This is a genomic window from Paenibacillus xylanexedens (genome assembly GCF_007680605.1).
Lineage (GTDB): Bacteria > Bacillota > Bacilli > Paenibacillales > Paenibacillaceae > Paenibacillus > Paenibacillus xylanexedens_B.
The window spans coordinates 14,401-30,667 of the sequence record NZ_VEIO01000005.1 but is presented as its reverse complement, the minus strand read 5'-3'; the positions used below and the strand labels follow the sequence as shown (position 1 = coordinate 30,667).

The 16,267-nt window shown below is 48.3% G+C and carries 12 protein-coding genes; all 12 read right to left on the bottom strand.

Annotation, left to right across the window (positions count from 1 at the left end):
* Positions 1–118: 118 nt before the first annotated feature.
* The 12 genes from FS818_RS20830 to FS818_RS20780 all read right to left on the bottom strand — a co-directional run bounded on the left by FS818_RS20830 (position 119) and on the right by FS818_RS20780 (position 16,247).
* Positions 119–1,036 (bottom strand): class I SAM-dependent methyltransferase, encoded by a 918-nt coding sequence (locus FS818_RS20830; RefSeq protein WP_145334328.1) that lies wholly within the window; start codon positions 1,034–1,036, stop codon positions 119–121.
* Positions 1,037–1,166: 130 nt separating this feature from the next.
* Positions 1,167–1,301, bottom strand: coding sequence for a hypothetical protein (locus FS818_RS29395; protein WP_260984704.1), 135 nt, complete (start codon positions 1,299–1,301; stop codon positions 1,167–1,169).
* The gene (locus tag FS818_RS20825) at positions 1,285–2,508 is read right to left on the bottom strand and encodes an MFS transporter (RefSeq protein ID WP_145334617.1); all 1,224 of its coding nucleotides are present in this window, start codon (positions 2,506–2,508) and stop codon (positions 1,285–1,287) included. Before FS818_RS20825 ends, FS818_RS29395 begins: the two co-directional genes overlap by 17 nt.
* A gap of 167 nt (positions 2,509–2,675) precedes the next feature.
* Complete coding sequence (locus FS818_RS20820; protein ID WP_145334326.1) at positions 2,676–4,739, bottom strand: molybdopterin-containing oxidoreductase family protein; 2,064 nt, start codon at positions 4,737–4,739, stop codon at positions 2,676–2,678.
* 533 nt (positions 4,740–5,272) lie between these two features.
* Positions 5,273–6,130, bottom strand: coding sequence for a formate/nitrite transporter family protein (locus FS818_RS20815; RefSeq protein ID WP_145334324.1), 858 nt, complete (start codon positions 6,128–6,130; stop codon positions 5,273–5,275).
* A 261-nt stretch (positions 6,131–6,391) separates the two neighbouring features.
* The gene (locus FS818_RS20810) at positions 6,392–7,753 is read right to left on the bottom strand and encodes an FAD-dependent oxidoreductase (protein ID WP_145334322.1); all 1,362 of its coding nucleotides are present in this window, start codon (positions 7,751–7,753) and stop codon (positions 6,392–6,394) included.
* 447 nt (positions 7,754–8,200) lie between these two features.
* The gene (locus FS818_RS20805) at positions 8,201–8,680 is read right to left on the bottom strand and encodes a glutathione peroxidase (protein ID WP_145334319.1); all 480 of its coding nucleotides are present in this window, start codon (positions 8,678–8,680) and stop codon (positions 8,201–8,203) included.
* Positions 8,681–8,745: 65 nt separating this feature from the next.
* The gene (locus tag FS818_RS20800) at positions 8,746–9,564 is read right to left on the bottom strand and encodes a (2Fe-2S)-binding protein (RefSeq protein ID WP_145334317.1); all 819 of its coding nucleotides are present in this window, start codon (positions 9,562–9,564) and stop codon (positions 8,746–8,748) included.
* A 101-nt stretch (positions 9,565–9,665) separates the two neighbouring features.
* The gene (locus FS818_RS20795) at positions 9,666–10,550 is read right to left on the bottom strand and encodes an ABC transporter ATP-binding protein (protein ID WP_145334315.1); all 885 of its coding nucleotides are present in this window, start codon (positions 10,548–10,550) and stop codon (positions 9,666–9,668) included.
* Between the two features lie 495 nt (positions 10,551–11,045).
* Positions 11,046–14,243 carry a GAP1-N2 domain-containing protein gene (locus tag FS818_RS20790; RefSeq protein WP_145334313.1) on the bottom strand — a complete coding sequence of 1,066 codons (3,198 nt, stop codon included), beginning with the start codon at positions 14,241–14,243 and terminating at the stop codon, positions 11,046–11,048.
* The gene (locus FS818_RS20785) at positions 14,243–15,502 is read right to left on the bottom strand and encodes a TRAFAC clade GTPase domain-containing protein (RefSeq protein WP_090924168.1); all 1,260 of its coding nucleotides are present in this window, start codon (positions 15,500–15,502) and stop codon (positions 14,243–14,245) included. Before FS818_RS20785 ends, FS818_RS20790 begins: the two co-directional genes overlap by 1 nt.
* Before the next feature lie 52 nt (positions 15,503–15,554).
* Positions 15,555–16,247, bottom strand: a complete 693-nt coding sequence (locus FS818_RS20780; RefSeq protein ID WP_145334312.1) for a beta-mannanase — start codon at positions 16,245–16,247, stop codon at positions 15,555–15,557.
* Positions 16,248–16,267: the final 20 nt, after the last annotated feature.

Here is a 16,267-nt window from a genome sequence, read left to right as displayed (position 1 = left end):
CCTGGAAAGACGATTACGTCTCTTCAGGCGTTTGTTTTTTTATATCAAGGCAACTGCACCATATATTACATCAGCTGGCCCATATATAGTGTTTTCACCTCTGATGTATAGTTGAAATTCACTTTTTTACCGCATGAATAAAATGAACCGTCTCAAAGGCAGACAAGTCATCTGGTCGTTGACTGAAATACCGCTCCTGAACTTCTTCAGGTGATAGATGCTCGTAGATGAGAAGCCCTGCTTTTTCCAACAGATGCTCCATCTCCTCATACGTGAAGCAGGATAACATCGGTTCGCCCCCCGTCGCAGCCATCTTGACCATATTCTCGACACGATTAAACTTGCCCTTTTCCTGAAAGAGGTGTTCATCTGCATAATCAAACACGATTGAACTTCCAGCCGGAAGAGGTGCAAAAGCGTGATGAATTAATCGACAGAGGTCTTCTTTGGGCAAATAATACGAAACACCAAGCAGTGTAAACAAGGTTTTTACATTTCTGAATAGACTGCTTAAAGAATCCGTATGAATCATCTCACGGGTGAAATCCATGGACACAAATTGAAGATTGCGCGGAATAACCAGCTCCGCCTTCCTCAAACGCTCTTTCTTTAACTGCTGTGCAGACGGAAGGTCCACCTCGAATACGTGCAACTCATCCTCCATTTCCGGGTGCCTTAACGCAAATGTGTCCATACCGGCACCAAGAATAATCATCTGCTTCACGCCCAGCGAAGCCTCCTGTAGCATCACTTGTTCACTATAGGCAGAACGAGCCAATGTGATTGGTGACAGCTGGACTTGGGTTATCCATTTTAACACCTGATCCAGGTCTCCTCCGAACTGATCATCCGCATCCGGGTGAAAGAAGTCGATGCCCCGAATCATATTTTCGCCAATAGCTGTAAACTCCTCTGAAGTAATTAGCTTTCGGGCTAAAAAGTCATTAAACATGAGTGGTTCATCATGCTCCACATGGTAGGCTCGGGCAAATGCTGAAATCAGAGACGTTATACTGGACTCCTTCTTCTCGCTCATCACATGTTCCTCCCGTATCAACAAAAATAAGGTTCCCCCTGGCCAGGAGAACCTTAGTATATACGGAAAAATAATATATGTAAATTATAGCATATATAATTTTTTTTGTCAATATTATTTTGAGATGAGATCATCCAGAATCCATATTTTTCAGTCGACTCGGTTCACTCGGTTCAATCGGTTCCATTAGGGTCAATACGCGCACCGCATCCACTTTGCCCATTCGTTTAGAGTACAGAGTACTTCCCCTAAACATCCAAGCCATACTCCCTCATCTCCCGGTTGCGGTTCAGCGCTGCATGCAGTATAAAACCACACAGAGCAATCGCAGCGGTACCCGTTGCCAGCCAAGCTACAGGAATTAAGCCTTGTTTGTCGTACATGACTCCCATCGCATATGGCCCGATCACGCGTCCCAACGCGCCGATCCCACCCGATACGCCAATATAAAATGGGGCTGCCCTCCCCGCATGCTCCGAAATAAACGCTGGCGTAGCCGGCGAGATTAACATCTCTCCGAAGGTAGCCAGTACCATAGCAAGCACCATGCCCGGATAATTGTACATGGTGATCATAACAATATAGGCGAGGCCGTAAAATACGGCACTTGCCGTCATCTGGGCGCTGGAGGTACGAGCCATCGTACGTTTTACCCAACTGGTGAATGGTTGACCCACAAAGATCAGCACACCGTTAAGTGTCCAGAGCAGACCGTACATTCTTTTCTCCAACCCTTCCGAAATAATATAAGGCGACACGCCTGTATTCCAGATGGAGTTACCAAACAAGAGGAACAACACACCAAGACTCATGAATAGATACAGCCGAGTGTTTCCCAGCAGTGTCCAGATGCCTGGACCGTCCGGTACGGTTTTACGTTTCGTCAGATGTACTTCTCCCTGCTCCGGCTCCACCCGCGATAGATAAAACCAGAAGAACACCGCAAATCCTGCTGAACTCACCCCGTTTAACACAAAGCTCAGATGATACGAAAAGTCAGCCAGAAATCCGCTAAGCGCCGTTCCAATCGCTACACCGATGTTGTTCGCCACATAAATAATGTTAAACAATTCACCGCGCCGCTCGGCAAAACGGAAGCCGATAAACGCTTGAATCGCAGGCAGCGATAATGAACTGAATAACCCAATCCAGCCCATTGCACAGATAAAAACAACCCAGTACGCACTAATCCAAGGCAATGCAAACAATCCTGCCGCGTTTAGTGCCAGCGAACCGATGATTAGTTTTTTCACACCTACGCGATGGTATAAAGAGCCACCCAGCAGCTGTCCAAAAATACCGCCGAGCGATTGAATCAAAATGACAAAGCCCGCGTTTGCCATCGTGCGTCCAAGCTCGTCGAATACATACATAGTTGTGAGCGGCCACATCAAGGCACTGCCCGTCGCACTCACCATACTTGCCAGCAAAAACACTTTCACTTCTTTTGGATAGTTATCCAGCCATCTCAACATCTCTTCAAAACTCCTTACATCCTCTAGCCTGACATACCTTGACCGATGTCCGCACAAAAGGCTTCCGCACATGTGCATGACTCGCCACGGCGGAAGCCTGTAGATTGAAAGATTATATAAATATTCATCTATATTACATCAAAATAATCAGGCCGCAAGCACACTCATTGCCGCTTCACTTCAACAGTGGCGGAGAAAAAGGTAGCACCGTTCCCCATATCCGACAACCGACCCGATGTCAGTGAGTTGGAGCGCTGTTTCTTACCCTCGCCGTCCCACCATAGCCCTTGACTGATGACCGTTCCCGGAAGCATGGCATCCGTCACTTTGGCGGTCAGTTCAATGCGTCCGCGCTCATTCCACACCACAACTGCATCGCCATCCTGCACATCGCGGCGAGCCGCATCCTCTGGATGAATTTGCAGTAGCGGCATCTTCTCCAAACGTTGATGTTTAGCCGAATTACCGAAGCTGGAATTCAGGAAATTATGGTTCGGCGGAGATACAAACATGAGCGGATATGCATCCTCTGGACCGGCTGGGTTCTCTCCATCAAAACCTTCAACTAACGCGGCGTATGTCGGTAATGGCGGTAGTCCCTTCTGTTCCATCTGCTCGGAGTATAATTCAATCTTGCCTGATGGCGTAGGCAGATGTTCCAGGAAAGATTCATGGGCCGACATGTCAAGCTTCACAAACCGCTGTTGCTTCAGACGATCCAGTGTAACCCCGTTCATATAAGAGTTCTCCGTGCCCTGAAGAGCATTCTCAATCATCTGCTCCGGCTTCTCACCAAAGATGTCCGCGTCATAACCCATGGCTTGTCCAAGCAGGGAGAACAGTTCCACATTGCTTTTGCTCTCGCCGATCGGCGCTATAACAGGCTCCTGCAGCTGGACATACTGGTGCCAGTACGAGATGTATAGATCGGTTGCTTCAAAAGAAGACGTGGCGGGTAGCACAATATCTGCATATTTCGCCGTATCGGTCATGAACAGGTCATGAACCACCGTAAACAGATCTTCCCGTGCAAAACCTCGCTCCACTCGTTCCGTATCCGGTGCCACCACCAGCGGATTGCTGCAGTAAACCAACATGGCCCGGATCGGCTGCTCTGCCTCCAGCAACGCTTCGCCAATCCGGTTCATGTTTACGACCCGCGGCTCGGCATGTTGCCTTAGGTCAGGCCGTTCCAGCGCATCACTGTTGGTGCTCGCGTAGCTGTTCGTGCGAACGGCACCGCCGCCGCGCTTCAGCCACTGACCCGTAATTGCAGGCAGGCAGGCGATGCTACGCACGTTCATGCCCCCATTGTCATGATGCTGCAAGCCATTGCCAATGTGAATATGAGCGGCCTGCGCTCTTCCGTAGAGCTCTGCCAGCTCCACAATCGTTTCTTCCGGCACGCCTGTAATGCGTGCTACCCGTTCCGGGGTGTAACTGCGCACATGCTCGCGTAGCGCTTCGTGTCCCACGGTATATTTTTGCATAAATGCTTCATTCGTCAGTCCTTGCTCAAACAGCACATGCATCATACCAAGTGCCAGTGCACTGTCCGTACCCGGATAGAGCGGAATAAACCAGTCTGCCCATTGCGCCGTCCGGTTGCGGTGAACGTCAATGACAACGATTTTGGCACCGTTCTTGCGGGCCTTCTCCGCGAGCACAACCTGATGCATATTGGTACTAACAATGTTACCACCCCACACCACAATCAGATCTGCATGCTCTGTATCCTCAGGCAACGTGCCGTGGTTAGCTCCCATCGTATATTTCCAGCCCGTATTACCGGCCGCATTACATATCGTCTGCTCCAGCACGCTTGCGCCCAGAGCATTGAAGAAACGCCGATCCATGCCGTCTACGCCAAGCACGCCCATATTACCGTAAAAACTATAAGGAAGAATGCTCTCTGGTCCATACGTTGCAGACAAGTCTTTGAACTTTCCTGTAATTTCCTGAATCGCTTCGTCCCAGCTGATACGCTCGAACTTGCCTTCACCTTTGGCGCCGACGCGTCGCATCGGATATTGAAGTCGCTCGGGATGATACACCCGCTCCGTCATATTTCGAACTTTATTACAGATCGCGCCCTTCGTAATCGGGTGATCCGGATTACCCGTAACCTTCGTAATCTTACCGTTTTCTTTATGTAATAGCAGACCACATGTGTCTGGACAATCGAGCGGGCATACCGCTGGAAATACACCATTCTCCTGTTCAATCATCATTGGGCTCCCCCTCTTTGAATAGCTATCCCTATATCATATCCCGTTCAGGGTTATAACGTAAAGAGAACAGAACGAATCGGCCAAATCTTCATCATTGCTGGGTAGCATGTTATGTGTGCAAACTGGTCATTTCATTCAAAAATTTTAATTTCGAAAAAAGTTTTCTGCCTATGATTCATTCTCTGAATCCAAGGGTAAATTAAGAACAAGGCATTAGGCTGGTGTTTCCCCACTTCCTCCTCATGCCATATCATGGACCACTCCCGAAATTCGCCATGCTCAGGTTTCGTTCCCCCGAACCTTGTCATGGCGAATTTAATTTTGGGCAAAAAAAAGATGACCCTATCTCATCTCCCCACGATCAACCTTGTCGTGAAGCGATAAGATGCACCATCTCACTTCGTTATTCCGTATTCTTATCTGATAACTCCCCGTACCCCAACTTAATTTCACAAGCCGGTTTATTTTCTTAGCTTCTGACTATTTATGTTTACAAACACGATGCTCCTAAGTGTCGACTCTGTCATCTGTTACGCCTGTTTACTCCACATCGCTCTGCTTTCTGCTTCTACAGGAGACACTTTAGCAGGGACAACCGTATCCGGCTTGACCGCCGGCTCTGTTTTACGCAGATAGACCATCCAATATGCAGCCGCTACGAACAACGCTCCACCCGTCAGATTACCCAGCCACACTGGGATGAAATTCATGACATACTGACCCCAGGAATAATGCCCCTCAAAGATCGCCGCCGGAATCAGAAACATGTTGGCCACAACGTGCTGAAAGCCGATCGCCACAAACGCCATCGTTGGAAACCAAATGCCCAGAATTTTACCGCCCATCGTATCGGCTGCATAAGACAGCCAGACAGCTAGCGCCACCAGCCAGTTGCAGCCTATGCCCGAGATAAAAGCCTGCAGGAAGCTATCATGCAATTTATGTCCTGCCATATCGACCACTTTGGTCAGGTATACACCATCTGCGGTAAGCCCAAGGACATGACCGAAGAAAAATGCCACAAACAGGGCACCAAGCAGGTTACCCACCGTCACAAGTAGCAGGTTCTTTAGCATCGTGACTGGAGAGATTTTACGTGTGATTGCAGCAAGCGGTACAGCCATCATATTACCCGTCAACAGTTCTCCGCCGCCAATCAAGACCAGAATCAGACCTACCGGGAACACCGCCGCTCCGATGAATGTCGCAATGCTCCCCCACTCCGGTGGTGCAGATGCGATTACGCGAATATCCAGCAGAAACCCAAGCGCGATAAAGGCTCCCGCCAGGAAACCAAGAATCAGCACAGAAGAAACCGGATTCTGTGCTTTCTTAACACCAGCCTGTGCCGTATATTGTGCAACCTCTAAAGGCGTTTTTGTCGCCATATGTCATCCTCTCCTTTATCTTCAAGCCGTTCGCAGATCATTGAATTCCTCTATGGTTTTATTGTATCTCGACCCTGCCCAAAACTTTGTGCAAATAATCACAAAACAATCTAAGAAGATGATCCATTTTTTCACTTAGACGACAAAAAAGAAGACTGACGATATGCTCGCCAGCCTCCTTCCGTTTCTGATATTTTATGATGTGCCCGATTTCTATATCGTTGCTAGCAGTTTACATTGTAGATGATTCACCTCACCGTTTTATACCAGTGCCGGCGCTTTAACCTCTACCGGAGGCAGGGCTTGCAGGCCTGCTGTGTTCAGGAAGTTCCAAGGTTTGTTGTAGTGCGGTTGGAAGAAGAAGTCGATAAACGCCAGCTCATCCACCGTCATGTTGTTCTGAATGCAAACGGAGATCGTATTGATCGACTGCGTCAGATCGACTTGTGACATCACCTGTGCACCGACAATCCGGCGAGTCGCTTGTTCGTAGACCACTTTAAGCAGCAGTTTCTCAGCCGTTGGCATGAATTCAGGACGGTAGCTGTCTTCCAGAACAACCGACTCGACAACAAGTCCCTCTTCTTTAGCAGACATTTCGGTCATTCCTGTTCCTGCAATATTTTGCTCATAAATTTTGATGCCCGACGTGCCCTGTGTTCCCATATAAGGCGTTGTTGGACGAACCAGGTTTCTCGCTACGAGTGTACCCATCCGCACGGCGTTTGTTGCCAGTGGAATGTAAGCGGCTTTGCCGGTCGGATTGTAGTGGATCGCACAGCTGTCACCTGCAGCAAAGACATCTTGTTGACTGGTTTGCATGTATTTATCGACGATGATTGCACCGTTCGGCAACATATCCACTTGGCCTTTCAGCAGCTCCGTATTCGGACGGAATCCGATGCAGAGAATAACCAAGTCCGTTTCGAATTCCCCTTTGGATGTGATGACTTTGGTTACCTTGCCGTTCTCGCCCGTAAATTTCTGTACCGTTTGACCAAGTGCTAATTCAATGCCTTTATTCTTGAGCGTATCTTCAATTCCATCGGTAAATTCAGGATCAAGGTATTTATTCAAAATACGATCCACGCTGTCGATCAGCGTCACTTCTTTACCGTTCATCTGGAATGCCTCGACCAGTTCCACACCGATGTAACCTGCACCCACTACAGTAACGCGTTTCGCATCTTTCGCTTTTTCGATAATGGTGTTGGAGTGATTGTAGTTTTTGCAAAGCAGGATGTTATCCATCTCGATGCCTTCCAGCTTCGGTACAACAGGCCATGAACCTGTAGTCACGATCAGTTTATCAAATGTATCTTCAAATTCTTCCCCGGTTTGCAGATTTTTAGCCCGCAAGGTGTGGCCTTTGGCATCCACTGCTGTAACTTCGTGAAGCATCTTCGTCACAACTCCGAGATCCGCCAATTGATTTGGCGAAGAGTAGAACAGGCCGTCAGGGTCTTTTACCACTCCACCTACGTAGAGCGCAATACCACATGACAGGAAAGAGATATTATCATTGCGTTCATATACGGTAATGGTGGCATCCGGGTATAATTTGGCGGTATTTACGATAGCTGCTGTTCCTGCGTGTGTACATCCGATGACTGCGATTTTCATAAGTAGTTCCTCCTTGGAGTATATAAAATAATGAGTTAATTAACGTAATTATAGTTGTGAAATAATTCACTACTAATTCGATGGATCACATGTGATTTATTTCACTTTATACACTCATTATAATGTGATATTTTTCACATTGCAATAGGTTTTGCAAAATAAATGTCGCTTTCCTTATAAAACATGTGCCAAATTCGAGTTCCGCCCTCAGTTTGCTGTGATTTAATGCGTTATTGTCCCTGACTCAATCTAATTTTCACTCTTTACAGTTTCTCCGAGTTAGATATTGCTTATGCTCTCCAAATCATTCAAAATCCGTTTCAACGCGGTGTCGAACATAATGTAAGGATGAATACAACGCTTTAGACAATAAGAAAAAGCCTGACTCTGCAAAAATAGCAGGTCAGGCTTCTCGTCATCAGACGTTTTCCTTACAGATATAGCACATTAACCAAGCAATTGCTCAATCGCAGCACCCATGGACTCTGGTGTCTCTTTCGGTTCAACGCGGCCAACAACTTCACCCTCGCGGTTCACGAGGAACTTGGTAAAGTTCCATTGAATATCGTTGGTTTCACCTGAGCCGGGCTGTTGTTCTTTCAAATATTGAAAGAGGGGATGAGCCTCTTCTCCGTTCACATCTACTTTTGCAAAGACCGGGAAATTCACGCCGTAGTTAATCTGGCAAAAGGATTCCGCTTCTTCACTTGTCCCTGGCTCCTGCCCACCGAATTGGTTACAAGGAAAACCAAGCACGACGAGACCTTGATCACGATAACGGTCATAGAGCTTCTGCAATTCACCGTATTGCGGAGTCAATCCACATTTACTCGCTGTATTTGCAATAACGAGCACCTTGCCTTGATACATATCCAGCGGCACTTCCTGATTTGCGGTAGTTACCGCCTTGTACGAATATACGGACATTGCTAATTCCTCCTATGAAATCGTAGTATCCCAATTATAAACGTGTTCGAGTATGAACTTCAAATTTACCGGGAAGCTGCAATTGCCTCATATCGTGTTTGCCGCTCGGCTTTGCTCAGTTTGGGACAGGTGTAACAATAATCCTGGCCTCCATCCACCTTATAATACAGGCAGCATGTTGACTTCATTAACACCTTCTCTCCCGGTTGATACGGGCTGTCGATCTCTACCGGCTTGAATTTCAACAGATTTTTACGTAATCCCATAACTTCCGGTGGCATCGTAATCACATGCTCATACCCTTGAATAACAGCTTCTCGCTCCTGATCTGTAATCTCCATCTGGACAGCCAACGTTTTGAACCATCTCAGGATCGACGCAAGCTGTGCCCACATCTGGCCTGTATTCGCCCCACCAGCCAGTGCCACCCCTTCAATTAATGGCAGAAGCTGTTCTCCGTAATAAGCTGTGAGCATCGCCTTACGCGCAGATGTAGAAGCTAAGACTGAGTTAGGCTCGTCGTTGGCGGGAGGCGCTGGATGAGGCTTTTCAGCGTCATCTAGCAGTTGGAAATGAAATGCCGGGTACCCATCTTTTACGATAAGTTGTAATTGGATATTATCCAGTGAGAGATCCAGCAACGAGTCACACATCGCGTTTATATAGTGAATGCCTAACAGCAGTCCACGAACAGAATGCATGAAATATACCGCTGCGGTCTGCAAGCTATCTGCTCGTAAATGTTCGTTGTAAGCTGTCAGCATATCTCTTGCCTGCTCTGCGTCCCTTAACGAAGCCAAATGTTTATCGTATATAGGATTCAACGCAGGTTTAGTCGAAATACGTGCATATTGTTCAAGCCAGGTGTAATTGATTGCGCTCATTAATGAAACCTCCTGTGAATGCGAATGAGCCGCGTGCTAACAGCGCACAGCGGCTTCATTTCTATAATTCAGGATCGCACATCCGATCCAGCTCGTTTATTTTAACTGCCTGTTGCTTGCACTCGATGTTCCGTGCGACCTGCAGCATGAACCATCGCACTGTTCACTACCTTGGTTTCAGGGGCAACTGGTTTCGGACGTTCGCCAGCGAGCGCATATGGCAAGCAAAGCGGTACATTGGAGCGCGGGTCCATAACGATGTCGGCTTCAATGTTAAATACTTCACGCAGTACATCCGAAGTCATGACTTCTACTGGAGAACCTTCAGCAATGGCTTTACCCTGCTTGATGCCGATCATGTGCTGTGCATACCGTGATGCGTGATTCAGGTCATGGACGACCATCACAATGGTACGATTAGCGGTTGCATTCAGATGCTCCAGCAACTGTAATACTTCGAGCTGGTGAGCCATATCGAGGAAGGTTGTCGGCTCGTCCAGGAACAGAATGTCTGTTTCCTGTGCAAGTGCCATAGCGATCCAGGCACGTTGACGTTGTCCGCCGGACAACTGATCGATCGGACGGTCATGGAACTCCGTCATGCCAGTCACTTCGATCGCCCACTCAATCATGCGTTTGTCTTCTGCACGCATGGAGCCGAATCCTTTTTGATAAGGGAAGCGACCATAGGAAACCAGTTCTGTAACGGTCAGCCCTTCCGGTGCTGTAGGATTCTGAGGCAGAATCGCAAGCTGCTTGGCAACTTCACGAGTGGACTGCTTATGGATGGATTTGCCGTCGAGTAACACGCTACCTGCCTTCGGAGACATAATACGTGCCATCGTTTTCAGTATCGTTGATTTCCCCGAACCGTTGGCTCCCACAAGTGCGGTAATTTTCCCTTGGGGAATCTGAATGTTCAGATCCTCAACAATAAGTCTTTCCTCATAAGCGATATCCAGCTTGGACGTCTCCAGACGAAACATGCGATCATCCCTCTCTCATTAATCCCGGTATGTATTTCCGGCTATCATAACGACAACGAAATTGAAATTATATACTGATTCAACACTTCTAAATTTTCCGACGCTTTAACCTTTTTAAAGAAACTGTTTAATCTGCTACACTAAAGATACTGATAATCATTATCACTTGTCAACCGAAAAACCCAATTTTTTTGATGATATAAGGCATTTTTTGCTCAAATTAAGTATCTCAATGGCTACCATGACGCTTATTATATGAGATCATTTCTCAATGATTCCGTGCTATTTTTCACCACTCGCCTCATGGCCTTAATTTGAATCAACCGATATATGTCTAATTTGTGAACAAAAAGATTTCATCAGCATACTTCATCTAGAAACGATAATTGTTACTAAAAAAAGATGACCCTGAAACCTCCGTTTCAGAATCATCTCTCAAATCTTACTTTAAAGTTCCTTGCCTGTTCCGATTCACATGGTGCCTGCTACACAAATTCAACTTGGCTTCTGCATCAGGTTAATCGTGATCTCCGAGCCTTCCGCACCTTGCTGGATGCTCACAACATGCTCGGGATTGATATTGTCCGGGATCGAGATCTGCATTCCGTAGGGGTACAAGCGATCCGCTTCTACCAAGGTTAACGGTTCCTTAGTGTCAGTTTTAGTCTGGCCCTCTGGTGAAGCTTCATCGGTTGAATTTTCACCTGTTTTATCTTGGCTTTGCTCCGGTGATTCATTTGTTGTGCCAGATGACGCATTGCCGACTTCGGATTGGGCATCCTTATCCGCATCACTCGTTGAATCAGCCGATCCTTGACCTGCATCTGTATCTGTATCTGTATCTGTATCTGTATCTGTATCTGTATTTGTATCCGTATCGGTACCAGAGGCTTCACCACGATCCAGGCTTTCCCACTGGTCTGTAACATCTAGCTCCTTCGTGCTCCCGTCATCCATACGCAGTTGAAGTTTCCCCTTTTCAAAAGGAATACCCCCTGTTTCACTCCGAAAACGGATGACTAATTGGGCTGATGATTTAGCCCCTTCCTGCCTGTTCTCCGCAACAATATACGCAATGTAGTCTGCTGGTTTCTCTTCGGGATTCGTGGCGACTACAGGCTCCCGATCTGTCGGTGGCTGTGTCTCAGGTTCAGACGAAGGGTTCATCAGAGCATACGTACCGCCTGCAACACCGAGAATCAGGAACAACAGCAACAATCCCAGCCACCGTGTTTTCTTTCGCCCCGTCAACATGCGCATGAACGGAGAGGCCAGCTCCGACTTGGCACGATCATAGACCGGCTTCAGCGCTTTTCCTGCTTTGGCATAGTACGGCTTAAAAGCCGACTTGGGTCGGAATGCTTCCCGATCATGCGTTTTGAAATACAGGATGATGGCATCTGCATACCCTTTATGTGCGTTAGAACCGCGAACAAACATCCGCTGCGCGCCAGACCATTCAAAAAAAGTGTAGATCTCTTCGGGGTGACCCATATGAATGCGGGCAAACTCGATCAGACCTGAATAATCAAGCCGATTACTTCCGCTCCCCCCACGATAAAACGCAAGCGACAATGCCTCGTACGCTGGCGTTCCCGGCTGATTCCGTAGCTCTGCCGCGAGCCAGCGGCGAGTCCAGCGCTGAAGCTCATCCCGCTCAGCAAGGGAGAGAGAGTCCATTCCTTCTTCCGCATTACCATCACCGCTAAGCCATGCTCTGGCTGCCAGCATCATATTGGTTCTTGCAACAACATCGGAGCCTTGACGTACCGCCCAGTCCCGAACCTCATGCTCATGCTGCAAAATATCGATCTGCAACAGTTGCTCCCGATTCACGCGTTCCAGATTGAGATCCTGGATCATAAACAGGTTGATGACATAAGCAATCTTGTCAGCTAGCTTGGTTAAAGCCTCCTGATATGCAGCCTGTTGTCCACGACGGGATGAGGCGGTTGGTTTGCCAGAAGAATGCGCAGTCGTAGCCTGCTGTTCTGAATCGGCAAAAATCTCTGTTTGTCCGATATGTCCGGTAATCTCCGGTTCCATCGCACCGTTCTCGGAGATAAGGTCCAAAACACTAACCCGTTGAAGAGCCTCGTTCGCCGATTGCACCGGATTGAGTGCAGAACACAGTCTTTCCCGTAGCTCGGTACAAGACTTTTCCACCAAAAAAGCGGATTGGATCGCAGACGGATGAGCCGTAACCCATCGCTGGATAAGCTCAATCACGCCTGCTGCCGTTTCGGTACGTTTAAGCTGATTGTCCAGATACGGCTCAAACAGCAGTTTGGTTAATGAAGCATTGCCCAGCACCTTATCAAAGAATGCCTGATTCAACTGAGCATCCCGATCCAGAATGGTATACAGCTCTTGCACAGCTCGCATTCGTTTCTGCGCTCGTGCATTGTTCACAGCGTAAATAAAATAATCCACAATCCGGGCCTTCACCACAGGTGCAGCGACCCGAAAATATTCGCCGATGCGAGAAGCCACCGCTTCTTCGGGTACATTTTCCCGCCGTACACTGTCCAGTTCCCGGCTGAGCAAGGTCAGGAACAGTTCGTTCAGACGTGAACGTTCATGCAATCCGCCTTCCGGCTTCAGGTACGTCAGCAAGCCGCTCAAGACCTCATGTTTGTTGTTCAGATATAAATCCTCTACCCCTTGTTCAAGACTGTAAAATACAGATAGCTCGCCATAGGCTTCAATGGAAAATTCACGTCCAGGCTCCATGCCTGCCAGCATTTCATCGGCAAATGCATAAAACTCGGCCGACCTTGCCTGATCCTGCATCAAAAACCATGCAAACTCCGCATAAGGCAACTTTGCTACCGAAGCGTCCGCATGTGTGACGCGTCCAGAGACGAGATCAAAGGTGAAATCCTTCTCTGTATTCCGATCCTTGGGACGCAGCGTACCGCGCTCTACAAATTGCACATGAATGCCTTTCTTGGCCTGTGGCTCCTTGGCAAACGTCATAAAACCAAGTTGACGTCGGAACGCATACGGCAATGCCTTGTACAGCAGACGAAGCAATGCCTTTGCTCCTGCTGTTACTTCCTCTGCTGGCACATCCAGTGCTATGTATACCTTGCGGCGAGCCGCCACAGACTGCATCACGGCATACAGCATACGCTTGAACAACGTCTCATCCATTTTCAGAGCGCTTAAAACTTGGCTCGGAGATGCGTTTAGATCAAAGTTTCCGCCGTGCAGTTCGGTACCGAGTCCTGCTCCACCTTCTGTCGCTACAGGCAAAGCTGTCAGCGCAGGCAACTCTGTGCCCTGCTCGATATCATAAGAGGTGGCGAACACAGCATCCAGCCAATCGCCACGTTTCATATATTCTTCCGAGCTTGCCGGAGATAGAACATAATTGTGAGCGAAAAATGCGCTGCGCAGGCCGGTAAAATCAGCAGCCTGATACACATTTTGCCCGAGAATGGTCTCGCCGCTCTCCAGATGCAGCAGGTGCATGGAAGCCGGATACTTGCTCTCGTCCTTCTCACTCCGGCCTGTCAGCTCTGCGGGAGCATCATAGACACAGTAAGGGTGAAGTACTTTTTTGATAAAAGAAGGGTCCAGTCCCGGTGAAGCAGCCACCGTGTCAAACCCCTCCGTTGTCCGGAATACCCCGCGCCGTTCTCTCGTGTACATCTGCTGTTCAATGGGCGGAGTGTTGGCAGAACGCATCATCCCACTCTCCCCTCAATGTACTTGAGTTTGTATAGCAACCACAGGAAAGGCTCGTCCACACGGATGGGGCTTACCACGCCCTGGATTTTCATATCTACCGGATTGCTACCCAGCGCAGATACGGCAAAATAAGCAGTATCTTTGAAATATACATCCATCGTTCCTTTGAACGGACGATCCACTTTCTCGATAAAACGGCGAATCTCCCCGTCGATATTCTCAAATTCGGTCAGATCGAAAGAGTCGCGGTGCACCATGTTACGGAACACATTGCTGTTGGATTTGATATAATCCCCCTCCTCGTCCTTGAGGGAATGCAGCATGTCACTTTTGGTGAGTACGACAGCGGTTGGAATATTGGTTTTGGCCTTGTCCTGATAGGCGATAAAGTCACCGAAAAGGGTCAGGACCACGTCGCGCGGCTCATCGTATTTCGGCGTCCATTCACCCGGTTCGTTCCCCAGGTTAATGCGGATCTTGTCCCGGATCGAACGAATCTGGAGCGGGTCAACCATAAACAGAATACCTGCCGAGTTTTTGATATGCTGTCCGTGCAAGCCCAGATAATCCTGCTCCACCATACCTTCACCTGCCACGTCAAAAAACACCAGGGTCAGCGGCGCTTTATCCTCGTCCTTGAACACAAACTGAAAAATAAATGGCTCCTGCAGCTTTTCCTTCTGCGTGGAATCCAGCAGGTCGCCTCGTTCGAACAATGGCTCTTCGTAATCCGCACGGAAACGGCGACTGATCTCGGCATTCAGCGGCATACAAGCGGCATCAAAATGATCCGCAGTATAATGCTGCAACGTATGAATTAAGGAAGTCATATACACGGATTTCCCGACCTGGGATGCACCTATAATCGAAATGATATTACTTGGTGCCTTACCCGCTGTTACAGGCAACTCATTATGACAATGCGGGCACAGACGGCGACGTGTCATCACACCGTAACGATCATTCAAGCCCATGACAATGTTATCCGAATAGATTCGATGCTCCTCCGGTACATCATAAGGTGACAGCACAGCTTCCATATCAAATACCGTATCCAGCCCAAAGCGCTCCCGATATCGGTTGAGTTTGGCATCTTCTCCAAGTGCATAATCCTCGTCATCGTCACGATGATGTGCTGCACGGAACACGACTTCTTCCGGTGAAAATTTGCTAAAGCAGTATGGACATACGATATCGTAGAACAACGGCCGTTCCTCCGGCTGCTGTCTCTTCAAAAACCGGCTAAAAAAACTCATAGACACTCCCCTCCCCGTGTAAATAAAAATTCAACTTCAGTCGTCAGTCTGTTCAATCGGATATCAGCCGATAAGCGGCTCCGTATTTGGGGCCGTCCGTGAAGAATAACCTCACATAGTCGTCTTTGGCGACTTCCACGGACGGCATTTCATTTTTCCCCGGTACAAAATCACTCACAAACGGATACACCGTTCCATCGTCCTTGTTCAACGGAACGCCACCTTGTTTGCGAACATAACAAAGCGCTTCTTTAGGCACAGGTACCTCAGCGGTTACGGTGATCAACACGGTCTTGCGTTTCTGAAAAAAACCGCTCTTATAGCGAATGGCAAAGCGGATATCCGCCTTGCCTGCACTTGCAATGCCCTGATTATCTTCATCCTGCTGACGAATCAGCACAGGCCCATCCTCATGCATCTGGCATGCGTACACCGTATACTGGATTGCACCAAAGCCTGTAATTCGATCCACATACCCGTTATTCGCCTTGTACTCCTCTCGCGTATACAGCTTCAGCCTGCCTTGTGTTGATTCAACCGGATGATCGCCATAATCAGCAACGCTCCTGTGTTCTTCGCCCACACGATCAGAATTCATGAGATTAAGCTCCAACCGTTCCACGTATACCGCCTCAAGCTGCTCCGGCCAGAGCCAGCGAAGTGTACAACGACCTTCGTCTACTGCGAGCGTCAGCTTTCGAATCCGGGGAGCCGAAGAATCTGCATCTGCATTCATAAACCGCATATTCCATTGACCTCCCCGAT

What these genes read in the sequence shown, in the direction of transcription:
- FS818_RS20830 (WP_145334328.1), bottom strand. Translation starts at nt 1,036, where the DNA reads ATGAGCGAGAAGAAGGAGTCCAGTATAACGTCTCTGATTTCAGCATTT.
- FS818_RS29395 (WP_260984704.1), bottom strand. Translation starts at nt 1,301, where the DNA reads ATGGCTTGGATGTTTAGGGGAAGTACTCTGTACTCTAAACGAATGGGC.
- FS818_RS20820 (WP_145334326.1), bottom strand. Translation starts at nt 4,739, where the DNA reads ATGATTGAACAGGAGAATGGTGTATTTCCAGCGGTATGCCCGCTCGAT.
- FS818_RS20815 (WP_145334324.1), bottom strand. Translation starts at nt 6,130, where the DNA reads ATGGCGACAAAAACGCCTTTAGAGGTTGCACAATATACGGCACAGGCT.
- FS818_RS20810 (WP_145334322.1), bottom strand. Translation starts at nt 7,753, where the DNA reads ATGAAAATCGCAGTCATCGGATGTACACACGCAGGAACAGCAGCTATC.
- FS818_RS20805 (WP_145334319.1), bottom strand. Translation starts at nt 8,680, where the DNA reads ATGTCCGTATATTCGTACAAGGCGGTAACTACCGCAAATCAGGAAGTG.
- FS818_RS20800 (WP_145334317.1), bottom strand. Translation starts at nt 9,564, where the DNA reads ATGAGCGCAATCAATTACACCTGGCTTGAACAATATGCACGTATTTCG.
- FS818_RS20795 (WP_145334315.1), bottom strand. Translation starts at nt 10,550, where the DNA reads ATGTTTCGTCTGGAGACGTCCAAGCTGGATATCGCTTATGAGGAAAGA.
- FS818_RS20790 (WP_145334313.1), bottom strand. Translation starts at nt 14,243, where the DNA reads ATGCGTTCTGCCAACACTCCGCCCATTGAACAGCAGATGTACACGAGA.
- FS818_RS20785 (WP_090924168.1), bottom strand. Translation starts at nt 15,502, where the DNA reads ATGAGTTTTTTTAGCCGGTTTTTGAAGAGACAGCAGCCGGAGGAACGG.
- FS818_RS20780 (WP_145334312.1), bottom strand. Translation starts at nt 16,247, where the DNA reads ATGCGGTTTATGAATGCAGATGCAGATTCTTCGGCTCCCCGGATTCGA.